Raw genomic sequence first — 21,726 nt, forward strand, 5'->3', positions numbered from 1 at the left:
AACAGGGGGACAAATCAAACGTGGAGCGTGGAAGTGATTCAGGCGTCTGTGGGAGCCTGGCTTACCAGAACACCGGACCGCCGCGAAGAGCCCCTTGAGGCCGCTGAAAGCTTCGCGGCGATGCGGCGCTCCGACGAGCCCGCTCCCACAGTTTTTTAGCGGACGCTGCTGCTGAAGGTGCTGACGTTCGGCAGTTCCAGCACCAGTTCGTCACCGGCGTTGAGCGGACCGACACCTGCCGGCGTGCCGGTCAGGATCACATCACCGGCCTGCAACGAGAAGCACGCGGCCATGTACTGGATCATCGGCACGATCGGGTTGAGCATGTCGCTGCTGATGCCGTCCTGGCGTACCTGGCCATTGATGGTCAGGCGGATGCCGATCTGGGTCAGGTCGGGAAAGGTGCTGCCCACCACGAACGGCGCGATCACCGCCGCGCCATCGAACGACTTGGCGATTTCCCACGGCAGGCCCTTGGACTTCAGCTCGGCCTGCTTGTCACGCAGGGTCAGGTCCAGCGCCGGGGCGAAACCGGAAATCGCGTCGAGCACTTCTTCCTTGCTCGGCTTGGTCGACAACGGCTTGCCGATCAGGACGGCGATTTCCGCCTCGTAATGCACCGAGCCGCGATCGGCCGGGATGCTGAAACCACCCTCGATCGGCACGACGCAGCTGCCCGGCTTGATGAACAGCAGCGGCTCGGTAGGCACCGGATTATCCAGTTCCTTGGCGTGTTCGGCGTAGTTACGACCGATGCAGACCACCTTGCCCAGGGGAAAGTGAATGCGGGTACCGTCGACATACTGGTGCTGATAGCTCATTGACCGACTCCTGATCTGTTTTATCGTCGTGACGCGAGGTTCAAACCGCGAAAATCTTGCCCGGGTTCATGATCCCGTTAGGATCGAACACCGCCTTGATCGCCTTCATGTATTCGATTTCAGCCGGGGAACGGCTGTAGGTCAGGTAATCGCGCTTGGTCATGCCCACGCCGTGCTCGGCGGAAATCGAACCGTTGTACTTCTCGACGGTCTCGAATACCCACTTGTTGACGGTGGCGCACTTGGCGAAGAACTCGTCCTTGCTCAGGTTTTCCGGCTTGAGGATGTTCAGGTGCAGGTTGCCGTCGCCGATGTGGCCGAACCAGACGATTTCGAAGTCCGGATAGTGTTCACCGACGATCGCATCGATTTCCTTGAGGAAGCCCGGCACTTTCGACACGGTGACCGAGATGTCGTTCTTGTACGGCGTCCAGTGGGAGATGGTTTCGGAGATGTACTCGCGCAATTTCCAGAGATTCTGCAACTGCTGCTCGCTCTGGCTCATCACGCCATCGACCACCCAGCCCTGCTCCACGCAGTGCTCGAAGGTCGCCAGGGCATCGTTGGCCACTTCTTCGGTGGTCGCTTCGAACTCCAGCAGCGCGTAGAACGGGCAGTCGGTTTCGAACGGTGCCGGCACATCGCCACGGCCGAGGACCTTGGCCAGCGCCTTGTCGGAGAAGAACTCGAAGGCGGTCAAGTCCAGCTTGCTCTGGAAGGCGTGCAGCACCGGCATGATCGAGTCGAAATCGGGGGCGCCGAGGACCATGCAGGTCAGGTTCTTCGGTGCACGGTCCAGGCGCATGGTCGCTTCGACCACGAAGCCCAGGGTGCCTTCGGCGCCGATGAACAGCTGGCGCAGGTCATAGCCGGTGGCGTTCTTGATCAGGTCCTTGTTCAGTTCCAGCACATCGCCCTTGCCGGTGACGACCTTCATGCCAGCCACCCAGTTGCGGGTCATGCCATAGCGAATCACCTTGATCCCGCCGGCATTGGTGCCGATATTGCCGCCAATCTGGCTGGAGCCCGCCGAGGCGAAGTCCACCGGATAGTACAGGCCGTGTTCCTCGGCCTGGTTCTGCAACTGCTCGGTGACCACGCCCGGCTGGCAGACCGCGGTGCGGTCGGTCAGGTTGATGTCGAGGATCTGGTTCATATAGTCGAACGACACCACCACTTCGCCATTGGCGGCCACGGCGGCGGCGGACAGGCCGGTTCGGCCGCCCGACGGCACCAGCGCGACGCGGTGCTGGTTGGCCCAGCGCACGATGGCCTGGACCTGCTCGATGGTCTTCGGAAACACGATGGCCGTCGGCGCCGGCGCGAAATGTTTCGTCCAATCCTTGCCGTAAGCATTCAGGGAGTCAGCATCGGTCAGCACCTTGCCAGGCTCAACCAGGGTCTTCAGCTCATCAATCAGGGCAGGATTGGTCATCGACAGAACTCTCGAACATTTCATGGTCACCCTGAGAACGCTTCACGTCGCAGAATGAGTGTTTGCGGGTCGCATATGCTAGCATACGCACCCCGCAGAAGCGTGCTATCAGGCCGATCTGCGGTGCCGGCGATCACGCCGTGGGGTCAGCTCAAGCTGTCCATTTCCCTGCCATTTTTCTCCGGGACACAGGTTTACGCAGATGAGCAAGACTTCTCTCGATAAGAGCAAGATCAAGTTCCTTCTTCTCGAAGGCGTCCACCAATCCGCAGTCGACGTCCTCAAGGCCGCCGGGTACGTCAACATCGAGTACCACACCAAATCCCTGCCGGATGCCGAGCTGAAGGAAAAGATCGCCGATGCCCACTTCATCGGCATTCGCTCCCGCACCCAACTGACCGAGGAACTCTTCGATCACGCGAAGAAACTCGTCGCCGTGGGCTGCTTCTGTATCGGCACCAACCAGGTCGACCTCGACGCGGCTCGCGAGCGCGGCATTGCCGTGTTCAACGCACCGTACTCCAACACCCGCTCCGTTGCCGAGCTGGTGCTGGCCGAAGCGATCCTGTTGCTGCGCGGCATTCCCGAGAAGAACGCTTCCTGCCATCGCGGTGGCTGGATCAAGAGCGCGGCCAACTCCTTTGAAATCCGTGGCAAGAAGCTGGGGATCATCGGTTACGGCTCGATCGGTACGCAGTTGTCGGTCCTGGCCGAAGGCCTGGGCATGCAGGTGTTCTTCTACGACACCCTGACCAAGCTGCCGCTGGGCAACGCGACCCAGGTCGCCAGCCTGACCGACCTGCTGGGCATGTCCGATATCGTCACCCTGCACGTTCCGGAAACCGCTGAAACCCAGTGGATGATCGGCGAGAAGGAAATCCGCGCCATCAAGAAGGGCGGGATCCTGATCAACGCCGCACGCGGTACCGTGGTCGAGCTGGACGCCCTGGCGGACGCGATCAAGGACAAGCACCTGATCGGCGCGGCCATCGACGTGTTCCCGGTGGAGCCACGCTCCAACGACGACATCTTCGAAAGCCCGCTGCGTGGCCTGGACAATGTGATCCTGACCCCGCACATCGGTGGTTCCACCGCCGAAGCCCAGGCCAACATCGGCCTGGAAGTGGCGGAAAAGCTGGTCAAGTACAGCGACAACGGCACCTCGGTGTCGTCCGTCAACTTCCCGGAAGTGGCGCTGCCGGCTCACCCTGGCAAGCACCGCCTGCTGCACATCCACGAGAACATCCCGGGTGTGATGAGCGAGATCAACAAGGTCTTCGCGGAAAACGGCATCAACATCTCCGGTCAGTTCCTGCAGACCAACGAGAAGGTCGGCTACGTGGTGATCGACGTCGACGCCGAGTACTCGGACCTGGCGCAAGAGAAGCTGCAGCACATCAACGGCACCATCCGGTCCCGCGTGTTGTTCTAAGCTTTACCGGCGCTCATGAAAAAGGGAGACCCTCGGGTCTCCCTTTTTCTTTCTGAACAAATCTTACTTGACGTTAACCGTGATGCGTTTCGACGCTACAGTCGGGTTGAACTGCATGTGCAGTTTGTCGCCAGCCACCAGCTGCAAGGTGTGCTTGCCCGGGGTGAGGGTCAATTGGGTTTCGGTCTGCGCCTTGCCGTAGTGGATCACGGTGTCGGTGGCCGGAATCGGCACGCTGGCGTCCGGCAACTCTTTCTGGTCGACCAGCAGGTGGTGGTGGCCGGTGCCCGGGGTCTGGTCGGTGGCCGGGGCCAGCTTGAGACCTTCCATGCCGAATTTTACCGTGAAGGTCTTGTCGACGGTGGCACCGTCCTTCGGCGACTCGATAAAGACCTTGGCGCCCTCGGGGGGTGCCGAGCGCGGAATGCCGTCGGCCGCGACGGCGAGCAGGCTGGAACTCAACAAAACAGTGGCTAAAGCGACGCGAGACACTAAGGTTTTCATTAACTTCTCCGGTTTTTCCACAAAATTTGGGCAGTCATGACAACTTCAGGACAAATCGTTGTCCAAACCTGCCAATCAACATAAAGCAAAGCGAGCAGCAGTTGCGCATCGCCCGTTACGAATTCATCTAGGAGTGACCATGCGTTTTTTGCCTGGCCTGTTGCTGTTACTGCCCCTTGCAAGTCCTTTCGCCCAAGCCGAACTGATCGATGACGTCAACGACCGGGGCGAACTGCGCATTGCCCTGGAAGGTGACATGCGGCCCTTCAGCTTCAAGGAAGACGGTCGCCTGACCGGCTTCGAAGTGGAACTGGGCGAACTGCTCGCCAGGGAGCTGGACATCAACCCGTCGTTTATCACCACCGATTCCGCCGATCTGCTGCAAGGCGTCGAAAGCGGCAAGTACGACATTGCCATCAACCACATAGCACTGACCCCGGAACTCAAGGAACGTTTCGATTTCAGCGAGCCTTACAGCTACACCAGCGCCCAGTTGATCGTGCGCAAGGAAGAACAAAGACCACTGGGCACACTGGACGCATTGAAAGGCCGTGCCTTGGGTGTAGCCCAAGGCAGCCAGTTCGTCGACGAAGCGCGAACGGTCGAAGGGGTGGACCTGCGCAGCTACCCGAACGCGCAGCAGCCACTCAAGGACGTCGCCGACAAGCAGATCGACGCGGCGATCAGCGATCGCCTGCTGATCCCCTTCGCCATTCGCGACAGCCGCCTGCCGGTCAAGGAAGGTCCTCCCGTGGGGCCGACCGTGACCCTGGCCATCCCGTTCCAGAAGGGTAACCCGGCCTTTCAGGCCAGCATCGACCGGGCCCTGCAGCGGATCAAGGCCGATGGCCGGCTGATGGCGTTGTCGGAAAAATGGTTCGGCATGGATGCGAGCGAGCCGCCGAAGCCCTGATACCAGGGAGGCGGAGCGTCCAGGGTGGCAGTCCCACGCAACCCGTGGGAAGGCTTGTCAGGGTTGCGCCGAGTCCAGCACAGCCAGGGCCACCGCTGCCTCGGGCAGTTCCAGCTCGCTGAATACCTGGACGCCGGCCTGCTTCAGCAAGGCCGCCGTCACGCCCTCTCCGGGCACTTTCACGCCGCTGAAGGTGCCGTCGTAGGTCAGCAGATTGCCACAGGACGGGCTGTTGGCCTTGAGCACCGCGATCCGGATGCCATGCCGCCGCACCAGCTCAAGCGCCTGCCGGGCGCCGTCGAGAAAGGCCGCGCTGACGTCCTCGCCCTCGGTGGTGATGACCCGGGCGCGCCCCTCCAGCACCTGCACGCCCTGCCCTCCGGGAATCTCCGCCGCTGCGCGCGGGGTCGGCAGGCCGCCGGCGACTTCCGGGCACAAGGCCACGACGCGGCCTTCGGCCTGCCAGGCCGCCAGTTGGGCGTAGGGACCGCTGGCACCGCCGTCATAGCGCACCAGATGCCCCAGCAGGCAGCGACTGACCAGAATTTTCTGCAGCATCAGAAAGGCTCATCGCCGCGACGACGGAACCAGCCGGTCAGCGACAGGCGCTCGCGCGTCGCCGGCAGCACTTCATGGGGCACCTCGCCGGAAAGGAAGACCACCAGGCTGCCGCCGGTCGGATCCACGTCATGCTCCACGCCACCGTCCAGGTACATCCGCAACTGGCCACCCTGCTCGGGCAACCAGGCGTCGTTCAGGTAGATCACGGCCGAGACCATCCGCCGATCGTCGTCGCGAAAGCGATCCACGTGCTTGAGATAGAAAGCCCCGGGCGGGTACAGGGCAAAATGGCTCTCGAAATCCTCGAGGCCGAGAAACAACCCGCGGTTCAACGCCTCGCGCAGGCTGTCCATCATCCCCAGATAACGGTCGCAAGGCTCTGCCTGACCCGGTTCCAGCCATTGGATATGGTCACCGCGGATGCCTTCGCGCACCTGTTGCGCCGGCCCGCGACCCACCGCGGCCGGTGCCAGTTCGCCTTCAGCCGCACGTTTACGGCACTCGGCGGCCAGCTCCACGGTCAGAGCAGCAGGCAGGAACACAGGCTGCCGCGACCAGCCGCGCGCGGCCAGGTCGTCGACGATACGTAACAGCAGCGGATGATCAGAGGGTATTTGCATGGCGCGCATAGTATCCATACGCCTGGAAATCCGACAGAGCCACCGGGCATGACAATACGAATTCTCGACAAGTCCCGCGCTCGTCGGGAGAATAGTCGGCTGTAGACAGGAGTCCCTATGCGCCGTTTGCTTTTTTCGCTGTTGATGTTCTGCACCTTGCCCGCCTGGGCAGACAGCCACGACCAGTTGTACAAGGTCGCCGGTTGGCCAGAACAACGCGCGCATTTCAGCGATGCCCTGAGCGCCGCCCAGCAAAAGTACCGCAACAGCCTGCCGCCGGCCGTCTATCAGGCCCTGGTCAACAACAGCAACCAGCGTTTTGCGCCGCAGGCCATAGACCAGCGGGCCGAGGCCCAGCTGCGCCAGAACCTGAACGATCCGAAGCCGGCCCTGACGTTCTTCCAGTCACCGCTGGGACGCAAGATCGTCGCCGCCGAACTGCTCGCCACCCGGCGCGACCAATTGGCCAAGAATGCCCAGGGGCTGCCGCATATCGAAGCCAGCGCGACCCGTCGCCTGCTGATCAACCACCTGGCCAACGCCTTGCCGGCCCGTGAAGCCGGTGCCGAAGTCAGTCTCGCCATCGCCGGCGTCGCCGCCGACAGTCTCAGTTCGATGATTCCCGGCCTGCTGGGCGCGGGTTCGGCCCAGGGCCTGCTCAACGGTCAACGCGAACGCCTGATGCAACAGATCGGCAACGACCTGGACAACACCTTGCTGTACGTCTATCGCGACCTGTCCGACCCTGAGCTGGAAGAGTTCTCGACCTTTGCCGAATCGGCCGAAGGCAAGGCGTACTACCAGGCCGCCCTGGCGGCAATCCGCGCGGGGTTGGCCGTGGGCCAGAACCTGGCGCCGGCGCAACCTGGAAACTGACCGCCACATAGCCCAGCCGGCAACGGTCTATAATCCAGGCGCAATATGAAAGTCCGGGTGCCATCCGTGCAGCAGGCTCACCTCCCCTCAGGAGACGACTCATGTACAGGATCAACCTCGCTACCGCCGCGGACATCGAGGGCATCGCCCAACTGCTCCAGGCCAATTCCCCCTCCCGGGGCGGATCTCTGACCGGGGAGTTTCCACTCGACAAGGTCAGGCAGATGGCCCTCGGCGGCTCCCCCGTGGTGGTTGCCTCTCGCGATGACAAAGTCGTTGGCGTGCTGTTCAGCGCGGCCAGGGACATGCACCCCGCCCCGCCGTCGATCCAGGCCATGCTGGCCGCATGGCCGGGCACGCCCGATGCCTACGTGTACGGGCCCGCCTGCATCGCCAGCACGGAAAGAGGCCAGGGTCTCCTGCCGCGACTCTATGCCCAGCTCCAGCAGCATTATCCTGGCCGCGAAGCGATTCTGTTCATCCGCCGGGACAACGGCGCCTCGCTGCGCGCCCATGAACGCCTGGGGATGCGCGAGGTCGCGGGTTTCACCCTGGAGGGTGACGAGTACGCCGTCCTCAGTGACCGACCGGCTGGCGCAGAGTAAGGCACGCCTCTCAACGATAAAGCAGGGCGCCTGAAACACCGCGAACCTAGGAGCCCGGCTTGCCGGCGAATGCGTCCTCAAGGCCGCCAGAAGCTTCGCTGGCAAGCCAGGCTCCCACAGGCAACTTCAGCCTAGGCGGTTTGTGCCTGCCCGGCATGGGACCAGGCCGTGACCCACTCCCGCACCTGCGCATAGGGATAGGCCTCCAGCGCTGAAAACCCCGGCAGCGCCCGCGCCTTCAATTTCGTGAACAACGGCACGCTGATACCGCAGAGGAAGCGCGTCAGGCATTCCGTACTCGGTGAGTGCCCACTGTGCTCCTGGTGCTTGTGGATAAATCCACTGCATAGCCCCGGGAAATCCCGCTGTTCGAGCGCCGGCAATGCCGGTGGCTCCGGCAGACGGGCCACTTGCCCGTGACACACCGAACAATGCCCGCAGCGTTCAGGTGCCTGCTCGTCGCCGAAATAGCGGGCCAGCCGATAACCCAGGCATTGCTCGGTCGCAAACAACGCCAGCATCGCGTGAATCCGCGCAATCTCGCTGACCTCATGCTGGGCGAAACAGGCATACAGCTCCAGGCTCAAGGCATGGGGATCGAAGTCGCTGACCAGCAGACTGTAGACCTCGGTCATCTGCTTGCTCTCCAACTCGATCCAGCGCCGTTCCTGGAAGAAGTCCAGGGCCTTCACCACCCGCCCGCGCTCGGCCCGGTGCTGCTGGTACATGGCGTCGAAATCCACCGTGGCCCAGGTGCGCGCGCGACTGGAGGTGTGGATGATCGCCGCGACAAAATCGCGGCGCTCGCCCTCGAACTTCGCCAGCAGCACCTCCGGCTCCACCAGGAACTTGAAACGGTACTCGGCAAAATAGGCATAACGCGGTGCGATCAAGCCACGCAACTCCAACTGGACCAGCAAGGTCTTGAGCGGCAACTGGCGGATATTGCTCTGGTCGGCCAGGGGCCCGAGAAGGAATTCCCACTGGCCGTCCGGGCTCGCGCCCTGCAGTTCGTCCAGCACCCGCCGAATCCCCTCCAGCTCCGGGGTATCGCCGTAGACGAAGTTTTCCAGCACGTTGAGGCTGTCGCGGTTGGCCAGCACCAGGCAATCGGAAGGCTGGCCGTCGCGCCCGGCCCGGCCGATTTCCTGGCTGTAGTTCTCGATGGACTTGGGCAGGTCGAAGTGCACCACGTTGCGGATATCGCTCTTGTCGATACCCATGCCGAAGGCGATGGTGGCGACGATGCAGTTCAACTGCCCGGCCATGAACTGCCTCTGGATCGCCTCGCGCTGCTCATGGGGCAGGCCGGCGTGATAAGCGCTCGCCGCAATACCGCGCTGGCTCAGGTGTTCGGCGATCTGCTCGGCGGTTTTCTGCAGGGTGACGTAGACGATGCTCGCTTGCCCGCTGCGTTCACCCAGCCACTCCACCAGGCGACGACGCTTGTCCGGGCCGCTGACCGGCTCCACCAGCAGGTTCAGGTTCGGCCGATAGAAACCGGTGGTCACCACATCGGCCGGCGCAATGGCGAACCTGGCCTGCATGTCGGCGATCACCTTCGGCGTCGCGGTGGCGGTCAGCAACAAGGCCTGGGGAATACGGAACTGGCGCTGATAATCCGGCAGCTTGAGGTAATCCGGGCGGAAATTGTGGCCCCACTCGGAGATGCAGTGCGCCTCGTCCACCACCAGCAGGGAAATCTGCACCTGCTGCAGGAAATGGCGGAAGCGCTCGTTTTTCAGGCGCTCCACGGAAATCATCAGGATCTTCAGCTCGCCGGAGCGGGCCCGGGCCATCACCGCATTGGCCTCATCGCGACTCTGCACCGAGTCGATGCTCGCCGCCGCAATGCCGTGGCCTTGCAGAAAGGCCAACTGGTCCTGCATCAGTGCCAGCAGTGGCGACACCACCAGCGTCAGGTGCGGCAGGAGCAGTGCCGGTAGTTGATAACACAGGGACTTGCCGGAGCCGGTGGGAAAGATCGCCGCCGCCGAACGCCCGGCCAGGACCGCGCTGATCGCCGCTTCCTGGCCGTCGCGAAACCGTGGATAACCAAAAACCCGCTGGAGGGTGTCGTGCATAGGCTGTCACTCCGTTGACCGCTGTGGATAAACAAACCCTAGGCGGTCAGGCGAGAAAAGGTCCGAGGCAAGCATTACAAACCACTACAGCGCGCCAGCCTATCGCAAAGCCGGCCGCGGTTGCGGGATAACCACCAATAGCCGGATACAAATCCACGGGTGCGCCCCCGCGAAAATATCGATTATATCCAAGCCTCCTATGATGACTGATGCCCGGTCGCCGATCTTCGCGTCGTTGAAACGGACGGTTCAACGACGCTCGTTTACCCAGGAGCCCCCCATGGACACCGCCCCTCGCCCCTTCTCTTCACTGGCCCGTCACGGCCTGCTACTCACGCCCCTGTTGCTCGGCGGTTGCCTGTCCGGCCCGGACTCCGGCCTGCTCAAGCCGGGCGCGGCGGGCGTCGAGCCGCCGTCCAGCCGTTTCGAAACCCCGGAATACAAGGCACAACGCGCGCTGGCACTGGTCAAGGCGTCGGCCCTGTATGCACTGGGCGGCACCGGCAAGGGGGTCAGCGTGGCCATCATCGACTCCGGCCTCAACACTCAATTACCCGAGTTCAAGGACCGCCTCGCCACCCCGGGTCACGACTACGTACGCGACGTCCCCGCACTGATCGACCCCCACGGACATGGCACCCAGATGGCCGGGATTGTCGCCGCCAACCGCGACGGCCAGGGCATGCATGGCATCGCCTTCGACGCCAGGCTGATCGTCATGCGTATTGGCGATAACAACGAACCGTTCTTTTTTGACGATCAGATCGCCCGCGCCTGGAAAGACAGCTTCGCCGCCGGCGCCAGGATTCTCAGTAACTCCTGGGCCAACGATATTCCCGCCACCGAAATCACTGAAGCACGGTACAAGCAGGTGATGGGCGATTCCTTGCCGGTCGCCCGCCAATTGGTGGCCGAAGGCGCCGTGTTTGTTTTCCCCACGGGCAACGAGCTGCGGCGCGAGCCCCTGGCCGAACCTGGCCTGCCCCTGGCATTGCCTGAACTGGAGAAGGGCTGGATCGCGGTGGTGGCGCTGAAGAATGACGGCACGCTCATCAACCAGAAATCCAATTACTGTGGCGTGGCAGAGCGATGGTGCATCGCGGTCCCGGGCGGGGATGGTGGTGTCGACAATGGCTTGCTCACCACCAGCGCCAAGGGCGGCTACCAGGAAACCGCCGGGACTTCGCCCGCAGTGGCGTTGGTCAGCGGCGCACTCGCCGCCCTGCAGAGTCGCTTTCCCGAACTCACCACCCAGCAATTGCGCGATGTGTTGCTCGATAGCGCCAACCACAGCGGGCCTTACGCCAAGGGCGAAGCCTACGGACGCGGGCTGATGGATCTGGCGGCGGCGGCGCAACTGGCAGCCGAACGGGTGAAGAACCCGCCGACGACGCCGGTCCAACGGTAACGGCCCCGCACAAACGCACAACGCGCCAGACAGGGCGCGTTGTGGGCTTGGATCAGTTCGCTATTCAGCGATTCCTGACCCGCTCGATCGCCGTGTCGTACACCGGGTTGGCTTTCTGTTCCTTGGCCAGCTCGTAGTGACGCAGCGCGTCGGAGAACTGCCCGGCGTCTTCATAGATACGCGCAATGTTGTAGTAGGAACTGGCACGCACGGTGTTCGCCGAGTTGCCGGATGCCAGGGCAACGGCCTTGCGGTTGGCCCAGATGGCTTCGGCGGTGTTGCCGGCCTTCTGGTACGCCAGGCCGAGGTTGCTGTAGGCCTGGCCGAAGCTGTTGTTCAGATCGATGGCCTGGCGGAAGAAGGCAATCGCCTGTTCCAGATTTCCAGCCTTGTAGGCTGCTTCACCTTTGACATTCAGCGCCTTCGCATCGGCCTGGGCCGTGGAACTGACGGCCACTTCGGCGACCGCCACCTTGTCGTCCAGCAACGGCGAGACTTCGTTCAGCACATCCTTGGCTTCCACGGTCACGCCGCTGAAGGTGTTGATATCCTGGAAGTCACCGTTGCCGGTCATGCGGAACACGGTCCACAGGTTGCCGCTGCGATTGGCCGGCACGTAGTAGGTACGAACCAGGGACTGGCCCATGTAGACAAACACCTTGGCCTGGCTGTTGGACAGCTGGCGCGAGCTCGGATTGCCGCCGTTGGTGAAGTCATGCACGGCATACACATAGCTTTCGCCATAGTGCTTCTTCTGCAGGGTGATGGTTTCCGGGCCGTAGCTGTCGGTGTCATCCACATCCAGCTCGGCATCGTCGCCCTTCTGCTGTTCGAAGTAGATATTGTTGCCGGGGAAGATCATGTGGGAGTCGAGGTCAGCCGGGGTCTTGCCCCAGGTCAGCACCACGCGCAGGCCGTCGAGGCTCTGCATCACCGGGCTGATGGCGTAGGTCATGTCCTTGCACGGGCACTTGACCACCAGGTTGGAATAACCGGCCTTCTTGATGATCAGCAGGTTGCTGGCGTCATCGGCGAAGTTGGCGGCAAGGGTGACCTGGCCCTGGGCGTTGGTCTTGCCGACCACGTTCTGCTCGCCGTTGCGCTGCAACAGCACCTCGGCGTCGGCGATCTTCTGATCCTTGACCACGGCACTGAGTACTTCGATGGGCAATGATTCGGCCTGGACCGTCCATGCCGCGGCACACAATGACACCACCGAGGCCACGCGAAGCAGAGACATACTTAACTCCCTTTAAGTGCAAGTTCGAGCATCGGATGACGCCCGTAAAATTGCAGGGAAACATACCGATTTTTTGCCTGAAGTGTCTGACTTTCATGAGGGAAATTTCATTTTTGTGGAGCCGTCGTTACTGGCAAACGGCTATTTCGCGATTTAATCTGCAAATCTCCTCAAAGCCCATGAGAAAGCGCCGATAACCCGCTGACTCACCAAGGAAGGCAGCGGCGAACCATGCAACAACCCCCTGAAGACGACGGCGTCATTCATTTCAAGCGCCTGCACCCCGAGCATTTCGACGTGGTGCTGGGATCGCACCCGACCCGGCAAAAGCCGCCACGCCCGGTTCGCCCCAGATCCTACGGCCTGTGGATACTGTTGCTGATCCTGCTGGGTATGCTCGGCTACATGGTGCACAGCCGCAACAGCAGTCATCGCCTGCCACAGAATGAACCGGTACCACAGCCTGCTGCCGAACCGCTGGCGACCGAGCCTGGCGTCCAGCCCGAAGCCCCGGCAGAGCCGCTGCAACTGCGGACCGAACCCAGCGCCAACCTCGCGCCACTGCCGGCGGAGCCCGTCGCCGCGCAAATCCAGGCACCGCCGCCCAAGGCCCAGGGACTGGTATCCGCCAGCTACCTGGCCGAGTACAAGGCCGACCTGAAGGCGCCCGAAGCCACCCATACGCGCCGGGGCGAAGTCGCCACCGTACTCATCCGCGAGTGGGACGGGCGTAATCGCTACGCCGCGAAATGGCGCATCTTCAACAACGTCATCGACAATGCCAGCGTCTGCGCAAACTTCCCGACCACCTCCACGGAACATCGCGAATGCCGCAAGGCCGCCGAGGTGTTTTTCAAGGAACAGTGCGCGGAATGGGGCAAACGCTCGAGCCGCGACAAGGACGAGCAGAGCAAGGGGATGCAGGCACGGTATTGCACGGCGATGCAGACGTATAGCCCGCAGGGGTGACCGTCTGTTTCCGCTACGCTTGGACCTTGCCCTTTGAGATAGAAATCATGAGCAAACTGACATTTCGGGAAAAGCAGGATCACTACAACAAGATCCGTCGATCAAACAGCCTGGCAAGCCTTCGTCTCGAAGGGTTCAATACTTCCCGTGCCGATGTCGATAAACCGCTCCCGACGATGGAGGCCGTTCTCAGCCAGTACCGTAGTATCTCCAACTGATGCCAGCCCAATACGGAATTGGTAAAAATCCGTATTGCGACCCCAGCACCCAGGTTCTGCGCAATCTCCCCCGCTCCGAGCTCATAGTCGAAATCGCGCAAACTTATGGAGACTTCAATGTCATTCACCCTTTTCGCGAAGGCAATGGACGAGCCCAGCGAGTTCTGTTCGAGAACATCATCGTAAAACCAGCGCCCACCAACGCCTCCAGGCCGCCAGCGACCTGCTGGAAGCCATGACCTGTGTCAGCCTCGACACCACCTGCGACAAAGACCTCCCCCATGTCACCAATGCCGCCTACCTGTTGGTGCGCGAAGGTTGTGTCCTGTTGCAGTTGGTTCAGCAGCGAACGATGGCATTGAGCAGGCAAGTCGCCCAGTAACATCACGACAAACAGGCCATTTCACAATAGGAAATGGCCTACTGATATTGTGGAATTCACAGCCCATTTTGAGAGTCTGGCTACGAGATTGAAGGTAAAAGCTGATCCACAGCCGGTGTCAGCACCGCCATTATTTCATTCGACCTTCTGACGCTGACTTTCATAGCCCGGAGGAAATACCTTCTGGAGGTAACCCGGTGACAATTCAGACGATGCCCGAGCTGGCATATGCCTTGCCTATGCAAAAAATCGACACTACACTGCATATGCCAGACATATGCAGGGGCGATATCATGCGCACAGTCTCAATTTTCAAGAACGGCAAAAATCAGGCGATACGCCTGCCAAATGACATGGCTTATGAAGGCGTAGGAGAACTGGAGATCACGCGCAATGGCGATGTGATCACCCTGCGCCCTGTGCGCCCCAGCTGGCAATCGCTGGCAGAGCTACCTGCGGCTGATGCTGACTTTCTACAAGAACGCCCGGACATCATCGGCGATGAAGGCAGGTTCAGTCTGTGACCACCTATATGCTCGATACCTGTATTTGCTCGTTCATCATGCGTGAACGCCCCGAATCTGTATTGAAGCGATTGGCAGCAGAAGTGGGTCGAAATAACCGGATCGTAATCTCTGCGATCACTTACTCAGAAATGCGCTACGGACAGATCGGCAAAAAAGCTTCCTCCAGGCACAAAATAATGATCGATGAGTTTGTGAAGCGCCTGGATGCGATCCTGCCGTGGGATCAGAACGCCGTGGACGCGACAGTCGAAGTGAGACGCCAACTGACGGATATCGGCTCGCTCATTGGCGGTAATGACACGGCCATCGCGGGCCACGCCATAGCCACGGGATGCAAGCTGATCACCAACAATCTACGTGAGTTCAGCCGTGTTACAGGGCTCGAATACGAAGACTGGGTTCATTGAGGCATTACCCGCCAGGTTTGTTGTGCAGGGTCAGGCCGATTGATAAAATTTCCGCAACGCATCTGCGTTGAATATTTGCCCAACGTCCAAGGCCCGCATCGATTCGTCTAGCGGGCCTTCGTGTTTTCGGGCTTCCACTGAGACACCTCCCCGATGATATTGGCCAGCAGCCTTCCAGACACCGAATTGATGAAACAACTGATCGAGTTGCTGGACGACGAGATCGGCTTGCCGGAGCACAAGTCCGTTGGCCTGCACACAGCCATCAATCTTGACCTGGGCTGCGACGGCAAGGATGCCAGTGAGTTGATGGAAGCACTGGAAGAGCGATTCATCCTGGATCTCATCGACTTCGATCCCTATCGCTATTTCGAACCCGAAGGTTTCGATGTTTTCGCCAAACGTCGCACCAAGGTGCGCAGCCGCAAGGTCGCCCTGACCATCGGCATGCTCTATCAGGCCATCCGACAGAAACACTGGAACACAGCCGAACTGGAACGCCTCGTCGAAAAACGGGTATAAAAAAGCCGCCCCGAAGGGCGGCTTTTCAAACAGCTGGCAACCGATGCTTACAGCTTCGGACCCGCCGCCTTGATCGCGTCGCTCACGTCGAACTTCTTGAAGTTCTCGATGAACAGGCCTGCCAGGGCTTTTGCCGCTTCGTCGTAGGCAGCTTTGTCGGCCCAGGTGTTGCGTGGGTTCAACAGGCCGGTCTCGACGCCCGGTACGGCCAATGGCACGTCCAGGTTGACGGTGTCCAGGTGCTCGGTTTCAACGCCGATCAGCGCGCCGCTCTGGATCGCGGCAATCACGCCACGGGTGGTCGGGATGTTGAAGCGCTTGCCAACGCCGTAGCCGCCGCCGGTCCAGCCGGTGTTGACCAGGTAGACCTTGGAACCGAAACCACGGATACGCTTGATCAGCAGTTCCGCGTATTCGCCGGCCGGACGCGGGAAGAACGGCGCGCCGAAGCAGGTGGAGAAGGTCGACTTGATGCCGCCACCCGAACCCATCTCGGTCGAACCGACCAGGGCGGTGTAGCCGGACAGGAAGTGGTAAGCGGCCTGCTCTTCGCTGAGGATCGACACTGGAGGCAGTACGCCAGTCAGGTCGCAGGTCAGGAAGATCACGGCGTTCGGCTCGCCACCGAGGTTTTTCGGCGCGCGCTTTTCGATCAGTTCACGCGGGTAGGCCGCACGGCTGTTCTGGGTCAGGCTGCTGTCGGCGTAGTCGGCCTTCTTGTTGGCATCGAGCACGACGTTTTCCAGCACGGCGCCGTGCTGGATGGCTTTCCAGATCACCGGTTCGTTCTTCTCGGACAGGTCGATGCACTTGGCATAGCAACCGCCTTCGATGTTGAACACCACGCCCACGCCCCAGCCGTGTTCGTCGTCGCCGATCAGGTAGCGGCTTTCGTCAGCCGACAGGGTGGTCTTGCCGGTGCCCGACAGACCGAAGAACAGGGTCACGTCGCCCTCTTCACCCATGTTGGCCGCGCAGTGCATCGGCAGCACGTCGGCGGCCGGCAGCAGGAAGTTCTGCACCGAGAACATGGCTTTTTTCATTTCACCGGCGTAGCGCATGCCGGCGATCAGGACTTTCTTGGCCGCGAAGTTGAGGATCACGGTGCCATCGGAGTTGGTGCCGTCACGCTCGGGGACGCACTCGAACTCCGGAACGTTGAGGATCTGCCACTCGTCCTTGCCACCGGCGTTGTACTGGCCGGCTTCAGGGTTGATGAACAGGCAACGGCCGAACAGGTTGTGCCAGGCAGTACCGGTGGTCATCTTGACCGGCAGGTAGTGCGCAGGATCGGAACCTACGTGCACGTGGGAAACAAAACGCTCGCGCTCGCCGATAAAGGCTTCGACGCGGTTCCACAGGGCGTCGAACTTGTCGGCCGGGAACTTGCGGTTGATCGGGCCCCAGGCAATGGCATCCTGGGTGGAAGGCTCTTCTACGATGAAACGGTCTACCGGCGAGCGACCGGTGCGGTGACCGGTCCGCACGACCAGCGCGCCGGTATCGGCGAGTTCGCCTTCACCACGAGCCAGGGCTTCCTTGACCAGATCATCGACACTCAGATCGGTGTACACGGCATTGTTTGCTTGCGTCATGAGATTCCCCGTCGGCCAGTGGCCGAGTGCTCCAAACGTTTTGTAGTAGAAAGTCGTGCACTACTACCGCGAAAAAAGTGGGCCGGATTATGCCAGAAAAGCCCAAAAAGAGTAGGGCCCTCCTGTCAGAACGCCTATTTTCCGGCGTTTGACAGGAGATTTACCTGTGCTGAAGCGTTTTAGTGACGAGTATCTGACGGGGTGTCGACCCCGGCACCGGCAAACAATTGGGCAATATCGGCCGCATCGAACAGATAACGCTGGTTGCAGAACTGGCAATCGATCTCCACGACACCGCCCCGTTCGACCACCAGTTCCTGGGCATCTTCCAGTCCCAGGCTGACCAGCGCGTTGCCCGAACGCTCGCGGGAGCAACTGCAGCGGAAGCTCAGCGGCTGGATATCGAACAGGCGCACAGCCTCTTCGTGATAGAGGCGATGCAGCACGGTTTCGTTGTCGAGGCCGAGCAGTTCCTCGGCGGTCAGGGTGGTGGCGAGGGCGGTGATGTGCTGCCAGCTGGCGGCACGCTCTTCTTCATCCTTGAGGCGGTCGGCCGGCAATTGCTGCAACAGCAGGCCACGGGCACGCTGGCCATCGGCGTTGAGCCAGAAACGGGTACCGACCTGCTGGGACATGACGAAGTAGTTGGTGAAGCACTCCGACAAGGTGGCGCCGTCGAGGTCGACGATCCCCTGGTAGCGCTGGCCCTGGATCGGGTCCACGGTCAGGGCCAGGACACCATTGGGCATCAGGTCGGCGAGGCTCGCGCCGGGGACGACCTGGTCCGCTTCGTAGCGCGCCAGGCCGCGGATTTCGCGCTCGCTGGAGCACTCCACCATCAGCAGCGGCACCGCGCCTTCGGAACGGGCCTGGAGAATCAGCAGGCCGTCGAACTTCAAGGTGCCGACCAGCAGGGCGGCGGCGGCCATCAGTTCACCGAGCAGTTGCGCAACCGGTTCGGGATAGGGGTGCTTGGCCAGGACTTCAGCGTAGCTGCGCTCCAGAGACACCAGTTCGCCACGGGTGTCGCTGTCATCGAAGATGAAGCGTTGGGTGTAATCGGTGTCCGGTAGATCTGACATAGGGTTCAATTCTGGAAGTAGGAATGAGGGCGTTCGGCTCAGGAAATATGAGCATTTTATGAACAAACAGGGTTCGAACCAAGCAACATGGGGGCGAATGTCGGCCAGTCAAGGACATGAGGTCCTCTAATAACCGTGCGAGCCGATGGTCAGTCGGCGCCGCTGCCGCGGAATTTGAACAGGTCGCGCCGCTGCTTCTTGCTCGGCTTGCCATCGGTGGTCAGCCCCAGGGCCCCGGCCTTGCGCTGGGCCGCGGCGGCTTCGCGCCGGGCGATGCTGGCTTCGGTTTCAGTGTAGAGCGCCTGCGCCTCCGGTGCGCCGCGCCGGACCACCGACAGCGCCTGCACCACCACGGTACGCTCGTCGAAGCCGACGCGAATCAGCAACTCGTCGCCCACATGGGGCTCCCTGGACGGTTTGCAGCGCTCGCCGCGACAATGCACCTTGCCGCTTTCGATCGCGTCCTTGGCCAGGGCACGGGTCTTGTAGAAGCGCGCTGCCCATAACCACTTGTCGAGTCGAACCTTGTCGTCCGCTTCCGGTTTCTGCGCCACGGGGATTCCTCAAACTGAAATATTGCTGAACTGTACTACCGTTGCCGTCGAAGCTGAATGTCCCTGGCCAGTCTAGAATGCGGGGAGCCGGGCTGATTTCACGGCCTGATACAAGTCGCACAGATATCTGTCGCCATTTACCCATTATTCTGCGTGAATACCGCGATTATGGCCGCCTCGCGGCCTGAGCGGGTTTCTCACCGGTTGAGCATTTTGAAGACATTTGACCATTTGACTGTTGTGGGTCTGCGCGAGTGGGTGGCGCTCCCGGATCTGGGAGTCGCGGGCCTGCGGGCGAAGATCGACACCGGCGCCAGTACCTCCAGCCTGCACGCCACTGAAATCGAGCCGTTCGAGCGCGACGGAGAGAAGTGGGTGCGTTTTACCGCCCACCTGGGCAGCGTGGTGCAATTGCGCCATCGGCGCTGCGAAGCCCCGTTGCTGGCCATGAAAACCATCAAAAGCTCCAACGGCCATGCCCAGGTGCGCTATGTCATCGCCACCACCCTGGCCATGGGAGACAAGGTCTGGCAGGTGCAATTCACCCTCGCCTGTCGCAAGGCCATGCGTTATCGCCTGTTGCTGGGTTCCAAAGCTCTGATCGACGGCCAGCTGGTGGTCAATCCGGGCCAGAAATACGTTCAAGACAAGCCGGTTTTCCCGGTCACTACTACCTCTGCCACAGGTGTTGCATGAAGATCGCTGTGCTGTCGCGTAACCCGCGTCTGTATTCCACTCGTCGCCTGGTCGAAGCCGGTGTCGAGCGTGGCCATGAGATGGTAGTGGTCGATACCCTGCGCGCCTATATGAACATCGCCAGCCACAAGCCGCAGATCCACTATCGCGGCAAGCCGCTGGAGGGTTTCGACGCGGTGATCCCACGGATCGGTGCCTCGGTGACCTTCTATGGCTGCGCGGTGTTGCGCCAGTTCGAAATGATGGGGGTCTTCCCCCTCAACGAATCGGTGGCGATTGCCCGTTCGCGGGACAAGCTGCGCTCGCTGCAATTGTTGTCGCGCCGCGGGATCGGCCTGCCGGTCACCGGTTTCGCCCACTCGCCGGACGATATCCCCGACCTGATCGAGATGGTCAACGGCGCCCCGCTGGTGATCAAGGTGCTGGAAGGCACCCAGGGTATCGGCGTGGTGCTGTGCGAGACGGCGACGGCGGCGGAGTCGGTGATCGAGGCCTTCATGGGCCTGAAGCAGAACATCATGGTCCAGGAATACATCAAGGAAGCCGGCGGTGCGGATATCCGCTGCTTCGTGGTCGGCGACAAGGTGATCGCGGCGATGAAGCGCCAGGCCAAGCCGGGCGAGTTCCGCTCCAACCTGCACCGTGGCGGCAGCGCCAGCCTGATCAAGATCACCCCGGAAGAACGCATGACCGCGATACGCGCGGCCAAGGTGATGGGCCTGAGCGTGGCCGGGGTGGATATCCTGCGTTCCAATCACGGACCGCTGGTGATGGAGGTGAACTCGTCGCCGGGCCTGGAGGGGATCGAGGTCACCACCGGCAAGGATGTGGCGGGAATGATCATCCAGCACATCGAGAAAAATGGCGGGCCGAACATGACCCGTACCAAGGGCAAGGGCTGATCGTCTATTCAGATCCGCGCTGCACGGCTATCCGGTCAAGGCCGGCTAGACCGCGTCGCGCGGCAGCATCAGGCCCAACGGCAGGCGAACCCGCGCTTCCAGGCCCCCACCGGAGCGGTTGCGCAGTTCGACATTGCCGCCATGCATCGAGGCGATCCGCTTGACGATCGCCAGGCCCAGGCCGGTGCCCTTGCCGCCACGGGCCTTGTCGCCCCGGGTGAAGGGGTTGAAGATTCCTTCCAGTTCGGCCGGATCGATACCCGCGCCACGGTCCATGACACTCAGGACCACGTAGGGCGCACTGGTATCTCCCGACACATAGGCCGCCACTTCCACGCCCTCTCCGGCATGGTTGAGGGCGTTGCCGATCAGGTTGTTCAGCAGCCGCTTCATCGATACCCGCCGCAGGGGGAACGGCTGGATCGGCTGCAGGCGCATGCGCACCCGCTCTTCGTTCTGGTTGTAGGGCATCACCACCTCGCGCACGAGGTCGCTGAGATCCACTTCTTCCACCGACTCGTCGCGGCCGTCGCGGATGAATGCGAGGAACTGGTCGAGAATGGCGTCCATGTCCTCGATATCCCGCACCATGTCTTCGCTGAGGTCGCTGTGGTCGCCCATCAGTTCCAGGGACAGGCGCAAGCGCGTCAGCGGCGTGCGCAGGTCGTGGGAAACCCCGGCCAGCATCAGCTCCCGTTCGCGCCCCGCCTGCTCGACGTCCTCGGCCATCTGGTTGAAGGCGCTGTATACCTCGGTCATTTCGCTCGGGGTGTCGCTGATCGGCAGGCGCACGCTGCGACCCTGGCCCAGTTGCCGCGCGGCAAAGACCAGGCGCTTCAACGGCTGGTTGAGCTGGCTGACGAAGATCCACGCCGATGCCGTGGACAGCAGGCCGATGGCCAGGAACCAGCCCAGCACACTCCAGATCTTCTGCCCGCGTAGCGGATGCGGATACAGCGGCACCTTCAACCAGCCCGCGCCCAGGCTCGGCGCCCGCACCCACAAGGCCGGCGGCGCATGCATGCGCAGGCGGACCTCGGTATCGGCACCCAGCTCGGCCTGCATCTGGCGCTGGTAGATTTCACTGTAGGGCCAGTGCTGCTCGCCTTCCGGCACGCCACCACTGACCACGCGGATCAGGCCGGCCGCATCGGCGATCTTGTCGCGGTCGTCTTCATCCGCGGCCCAGTAGGCCCGCAGGGTCAGGGCCACGCCGTGGCTGTACTGGCGGTCCACCAGGACGTCCTCGTTCATCAGCAGGTAGACCAGGGTCAGTGCCTTGGAGAACAACACCACGATGAGCACCAGCCAAAGGGTGCGCGAGAAGAAACTTTGGGGAAACCAGAGAGGGGTTTTCATAGACAGCCGCTACA

At 61.7% G+C, this 21,726-nt stretch carries 24 protein-coding genes and 1 pseudogene; 14 read left to right on the forward strand and 11 right to left on the reverse strand.

The features are described from left to right. Positions 1-155 precede the first annotated feature (155 nt). Positions 156-821, reverse strand: coding sequence for a fumarylacetoacetate hydrolase family protein (locus tag HX881_RS24650; RefSeq protein WP_017125380.1), 666 nt, complete (start codon positions 819-821; stop codon positions 156-158). 40 nt (positions 822-861) lie between these two features. After that, the gene (locus HX881_RS24655) at positions 862-2,256 is read right to left on the reverse strand and encodes an FAD-binding oxidoreductase (RefSeq protein WP_017125381.1); all 1,395 of its coding nucleotides are present in this window, start codon (positions 2,254-2,256) and stop codon (positions 862-864) included. 202 nt (positions 2,257-2,458) lie between these two features. Between HX881_RS24655 and serA the strand changes: the two genes are divergently transcribed. Beyond that, positions 2,459-3,688: a phosphoglycerate dehydrogenase gene (gene serA / locus HX881_RS24660; RefSeq protein WP_103032767.1), complete on the forward strand. Its 1,230-nt coding sequence runs from the start codon at positions 2,459-2,461 to the stop codon at positions 3,686-3,688. A gap of 63 nt (positions 3,689-3,751) precedes the next feature. Here the strand turns inward: serA and HX881_RS24665 are convergent, their stop codons facing one another. Next, positions 3,752-4,192 (reverse strand): DUF4399 domain-containing protein, encoded by a 441-nt coding sequence (locus HX881_RS24665; protein WP_042935083.1) that lies wholly within the window; start codon positions 4,190-4,192, stop codon positions 3,752-3,754. 139 nt (positions 4,193-4,331) lie between these two features. On the opposite strand from HX881_RS24665, the gene HX881_RS24670 reads away from it, so the two are divergent. After that, a complete protein-coding gene (locus HX881_RS24670; RefSeq protein ID WP_017125385.1) occupies positions 4,332-5,105 on the forward strand; it encodes a transporter substrate-binding domain-containing protein in 774 nt (257 codons plus the stop codon). 57 nt (positions 5,106-5,162) lie between these two features. Here the strand turns inward: HX881_RS24670 and HX881_RS24675 are convergent, their stop codons facing one another. Then, positions 5,163-5,663 (reverse strand): 2-thiouracil desulfurase family protein, encoded by a 501-nt coding sequence (locus HX881_RS24675; protein ID WP_177087122.1) that lies wholly within the window; start codon positions 5,661-5,663, stop codon positions 5,163-5,165. Continuing rightward, positions 5,663-6,295, reverse strand: a complete 633-nt coding sequence (locus HX881_RS24680) for a 2OG-Fe(II) oxygenase (RefSeq protein WP_017125387.1) — start codon at positions 6,293-6,295, stop codon at positions 5,663-5,665. The genes HX881_RS24675 and HX881_RS24680 overlap by 1 nt, the downstream gene beginning before the upstream one ends. A 108-nt stretch (positions 6,296-6,403) precedes the next feature. Here HX881_RS24680 and HX881_RS24685 point away from each other — a divergent pair, with 108 nt between their 5' ends. Together HX881_RS24685 and HX881_RS24690 are read left to right on the forward strand one after the other, a co-directional pair. Further along, complete coding sequence (locus HX881_RS24685) at positions 6,404-7,162, forward strand: DUF2059 domain-containing protein (protein WP_177087124.1); 759 nt, start codon at positions 6,404-6,406, stop codon at positions 7,160-7,162. Between the two features lie 101 nt (positions 7,163-7,263). Continuing rightward, entirely contained in the window at positions 7,264-7,767 is a 504-nt protein-coding gene (locus tag HX881_RS24690) for a GNAT family N-acetyltransferase (protein ID WP_177087126.1), read from the forward strand. A 131-nt stretch (positions 7,768-7,898) separates the two neighbouring features. Here HX881_RS24690 and HX881_RS24695 read toward each other — a convergent pair whose 3' ends face one another. After that, on the reverse strand, positions 7,899-9,851 hold the full coding sequence (locus HX881_RS24695) for a RecQ family ATP-dependent DNA helicase (RefSeq protein WP_177087127.1): 1,953 nt from the start codon (positions 9,849-9,851) through the stop codon (positions 7,899-7,901). Positions 9,852-10,131: 280 nt separating this feature from the next. Here HX881_RS24695 and HX881_RS24700 point away from each other — a divergent pair, with 280 nt between their 5' ends. After that, positions 10,132-11,259, forward strand: a complete 1,128-nt coding sequence (locus HX881_RS24700) for a S8 family peptidase (protein ID WP_177087128.1) — start codon at positions 10,132-10,134, stop codon at positions 11,257-11,259. A 64-nt stretch (positions 11,260-11,323) separates the two neighbouring features. Here HX881_RS24700 and HX881_RS24705 read toward each other — a convergent pair whose 3' ends face one another. Continuing rightward, positions 11,324-12,499, reverse strand: a complete 1,176-nt coding sequence (locus HX881_RS24705; protein WP_177087129.1) for a tetratricopeptide repeat protein — start codon at positions 12,497-12,499, stop codon at positions 11,324-11,326. Between the two features lie 231 nt (positions 12,500-12,730). Between HX881_RS24705 and HX881_RS24710 the strand changes: the two genes are divergently transcribed. The 7 genes and pseudogenes from HX881_RS24710 (at position 12,731) to HX881_RS24740 (ending at position 15,524) form a co-directional block, all read left to right on the forward strand. Then, complete coding sequence (locus tag HX881_RS24710; RefSeq protein ID WP_177087130.1) at positions 12,731-13,468, forward strand: hypothetical protein; 738 nt, start codon at positions 12,731-12,733, stop codon at positions 13,466-13,468. A gap of 47 nt (positions 13,469-13,515) precedes the next feature. Further along, positions 13,516-13,686: a YhfG family protein gene (locus HX881_RS24715; RefSeq protein WP_085983767.1), complete on the forward strand. Its 171-nt coding sequence runs from the start codon at positions 13,516-13,518 to the stop codon at positions 13,684-13,686. A gap of 77 nt (positions 13,687-13,763) precedes the next feature. Continuing rightward, positions 13,764-13,871 (forward strand): annotated as a pseudogene (locus HX881_RS32855) (Fic family protein); the annotation flags it as partial. Between the two features lie 50 nt (positions 13,872-13,921). Then, complete coding sequence (locus tag HX881_RS24725; protein ID WP_017125394.1) at positions 13,922-14,068, forward strand: hypothetical protein; 147 nt, start codon at positions 13,922-13,924, stop codon at positions 14,066-14,068. A 197-nt stretch (positions 14,069-14,265) separates the two neighbouring features. Beyond that, a complete protein-coding gene (vapB, locus tag HX881_RS24730; protein WP_017125395.1) occupies positions 14,266-14,592 on the forward strand; it encodes a type II toxin-antitoxin system VapB family antitoxin in 327 nt (108 codons plus the stop codon). Further along, on the forward strand, positions 14,589-15,002 hold the full coding sequence (locus HX881_RS24735) for a type II toxin-antitoxin system VapC family toxin (RefSeq protein ID WP_017125396.1): 414 nt from the start codon (positions 14,589-14,591) through the stop codon (positions 15,000-15,002). Before vapB ends, HX881_RS24735 begins: the two co-directional genes overlap by 4 nt. A gap of 153 nt (positions 15,003-15,155) precedes the next feature. Then, on the forward strand, positions 15,156-15,524 hold the full coding sequence (locus HX881_RS24740; protein WP_177087131.1) for a DUF1493 family protein: 369 nt from the start codon (positions 15,156-15,158) through the stop codon (positions 15,522-15,524). Between the two features lie 47 nt (positions 15,525-15,571). Here the strand turns inward: HX881_RS24740 and HX881_RS24745 are convergent, their stop codons facing one another. The 3 genes from HX881_RS24745 to HX881_RS24755 form a co-directional block, all read right to left on the reverse strand. Further along, positions 15,572-17,119, reverse strand: coding sequence for a phosphoenolpyruvate carboxykinase (locus tag HX881_RS24745; protein WP_017125398.1), 1,548 nt, complete (start codon positions 17,117-17,119; stop codon positions 15,572-15,574). A gap of 179 nt (positions 17,120-17,298) precedes the next feature. Next, a complete protein-coding gene (hslO, locus tag HX881_RS24750; protein ID WP_177087132.1) occupies positions 17,299-18,201 on the reverse strand; it encodes an Hsp33 family molecular chaperone HslO in 903 nt (300 codons plus the stop codon). A gap of 149 nt (positions 18,202-18,350) precedes the next feature. Further along, positions 18,351-18,755 (reverse strand): RNA-binding S4 domain-containing protein, encoded by a 405-nt coding sequence (locus tag HX881_RS24755; RefSeq protein ID WP_177087133.1) that lies wholly within the window; start codon positions 18,753-18,755, stop codon positions 18,351-18,353. A gap of 213 nt (positions 18,756-18,968) precedes the next feature. Here HX881_RS24755 and rimB point away from each other — a divergent pair, with 213 nt between their 5' ends. Beyond that, on the forward strand, positions 18,969-19,451 hold the full coding sequence (gene rimB / locus HX881_RS24760; protein ID WP_042935147.1) for a retropepsin-like aspartic endopeptidase RimB: 483 nt from the start codon (positions 18,969-18,971) through the stop codon (positions 19,449-19,451). Continuing rightward, complete coding sequence (gene rimK, locus HX881_RS24765; protein ID WP_017125402.1) at positions 19,448-20,353, forward strand: 30S ribosomal protein S6--L-glutamate ligase; 906 nt, start codon at positions 19,448-19,450, stop codon at positions 20,351-20,353. Before rimB ends, rimK begins: the two co-directional genes overlap by 4 nt. Before the next feature lie 45 nt (positions 20,354-20,398). Here rimK and HX881_RS24770 read toward each other — a convergent pair whose 3' ends face one another. Further along, on the reverse strand, positions 20,399-21,712 hold the full coding sequence (locus HX881_RS24770) for an ATP-binding protein (protein WP_177055827.1): 1,314 nt from the start codon (positions 21,710-21,712) through the stop codon (positions 20,399-20,401). Positions 21,713-21,726: the final 14 nt, after the last annotated feature.

This window comes from Pseudomonas gingeri, from assembly GCF_013386115.1.
Taxonomy (GTDB): Bacteria; Pseudomonadota; Gammaproteobacteria; order Pseudomonadales; family Pseudomonadaceae; genus Aquipseudomonas; species Aquipseudomonas gingeri.

Coding starts and splice junctions, on each gene's coding strand:
- HX881_RS24680 (WP_017125387.1), bottom strand. CDS start 6,295: ATGCGCGCCATGCAAATACCCTCTGATCATCCGCTGCTGTTACGTATC.
- HX881_RS24695 (WP_177087127.1), bottom strand. CDS start 9,851: ATGCACGACACCCTCCAGCGGGTTTTTGGTTATCCACGGTTTCGCGAC.
- HX881_RS24665 (WP_042935083.1), bottom strand. CDS start 4,192: ATGAAAACCTTAGTGTCTCGCGTCGCTTTAGCCACTGTTTTGTTGAGT.
- HX881_RS24770 (WP_177055827.1), bottom strand. CDS start 21,712: ATGAAAACCCCTCTCTGGTTTCCCCAAAGTTTCTTCTCGCGCACCCTT.
- HX881_RS24745 (WP_017125398.1), bottom strand. CDS start 17,119: ATGACGCAAGCAAACAATGCCGTGTACACCGATCTGAGTGTCGATGAT.
- HX881_RS24655 (WP_017125381.1), bottom strand. CDS start 2,256: ATGACCAATCCTGCCCTGATTGATGAGCTGAAGACCCTGGTTGAGCCT.
- HX881_RS24700 (WP_177087128.1), top strand. CDS start 10,132: ATGGACACCGCCCCTCGCCCCTTCTCTTCACTGGCCCGTCACGGCCTG.
- HX881_RS24715 (WP_085983767.1), top strand. CDS start 13,516: ATGAGCAAACTGACATTTCGGGAAAAGCAGGATCACTACAACAAGATC.
- HX881_RS24705 (WP_177087129.1), bottom strand. CDS start 12,499: ATGTCTCTGCTTCGCGTGGCCTCGGTGGTGTCATTGTGTGCCGCGGCA.
- HX881_RS24690 (WP_177087126.1), top strand. CDS start 7,264: ATGTACAGGATCAACCTCGCTACCGCCGCGGACATCGAGGGCATCGCC.
- rimK (WP_017125402.1), top strand. CDS start 19,448: ATGAAGATCGCTGTGCTGTCGCGTAACCCGCGTCTGTATTCCACTCGT.
- HX881_RS24740 (WP_177087131.1), top strand. CDS start 15,156: ATGATATTGGCCAGCAGCCTTCCAGACACCGAATTGATGAAACAACTG.
- HX881_RS24670 (WP_017125385.1), top strand. CDS start 4,332: ATGCGTTTTTTGCCTGGCCTGTTGCTGTTACTGCCCCTTGCAAGTCCT.
- HX881_RS24725 (WP_017125394.1), top strand. CDS start 13,922: ATGACCTGTGTCAGCCTCGACACCACCTGCGACAAAGACCTCCCCCAT.
- HX881_RS24675 (WP_177087122.1), bottom strand. CDS start 5,663: ATGCTGCAGAAAATTCTGGTCAGTCGCTGCCTGCTGGGGCATCTGGTG.
- HX881_RS24710 (WP_177087130.1), top strand. CDS start 12,731: ATGCAACAACCCCCTGAAGACGACGGCGTCATTCATTTCAAGCGCCTG.
- hslO (WP_177087132.1), bottom strand. CDS start 18,201: ATGTCAGATCTACCGGACACCGATTACACCCAACGCTTCATCTTCGAT.
- HX881_RS24650 (WP_017125380.1), bottom strand. CDS start 821: ATGAGCTATCAGCACCAGTATGTCGACGGTACCCGCATTCACTTTCCC.
- HX881_RS24685 (WP_177087124.1), top strand. CDS start 6,404: ATGCGCCGTTTGCTTTTTTCGCTGTTGATGTTCTGCACCTTGCCCGCC.
- serA (WP_103032767.1), top strand. CDS start 2,459: ATGAGCAAGACTTCTCTCGATAAGAGCAAGATCAAGTTCCTTCTTCTC.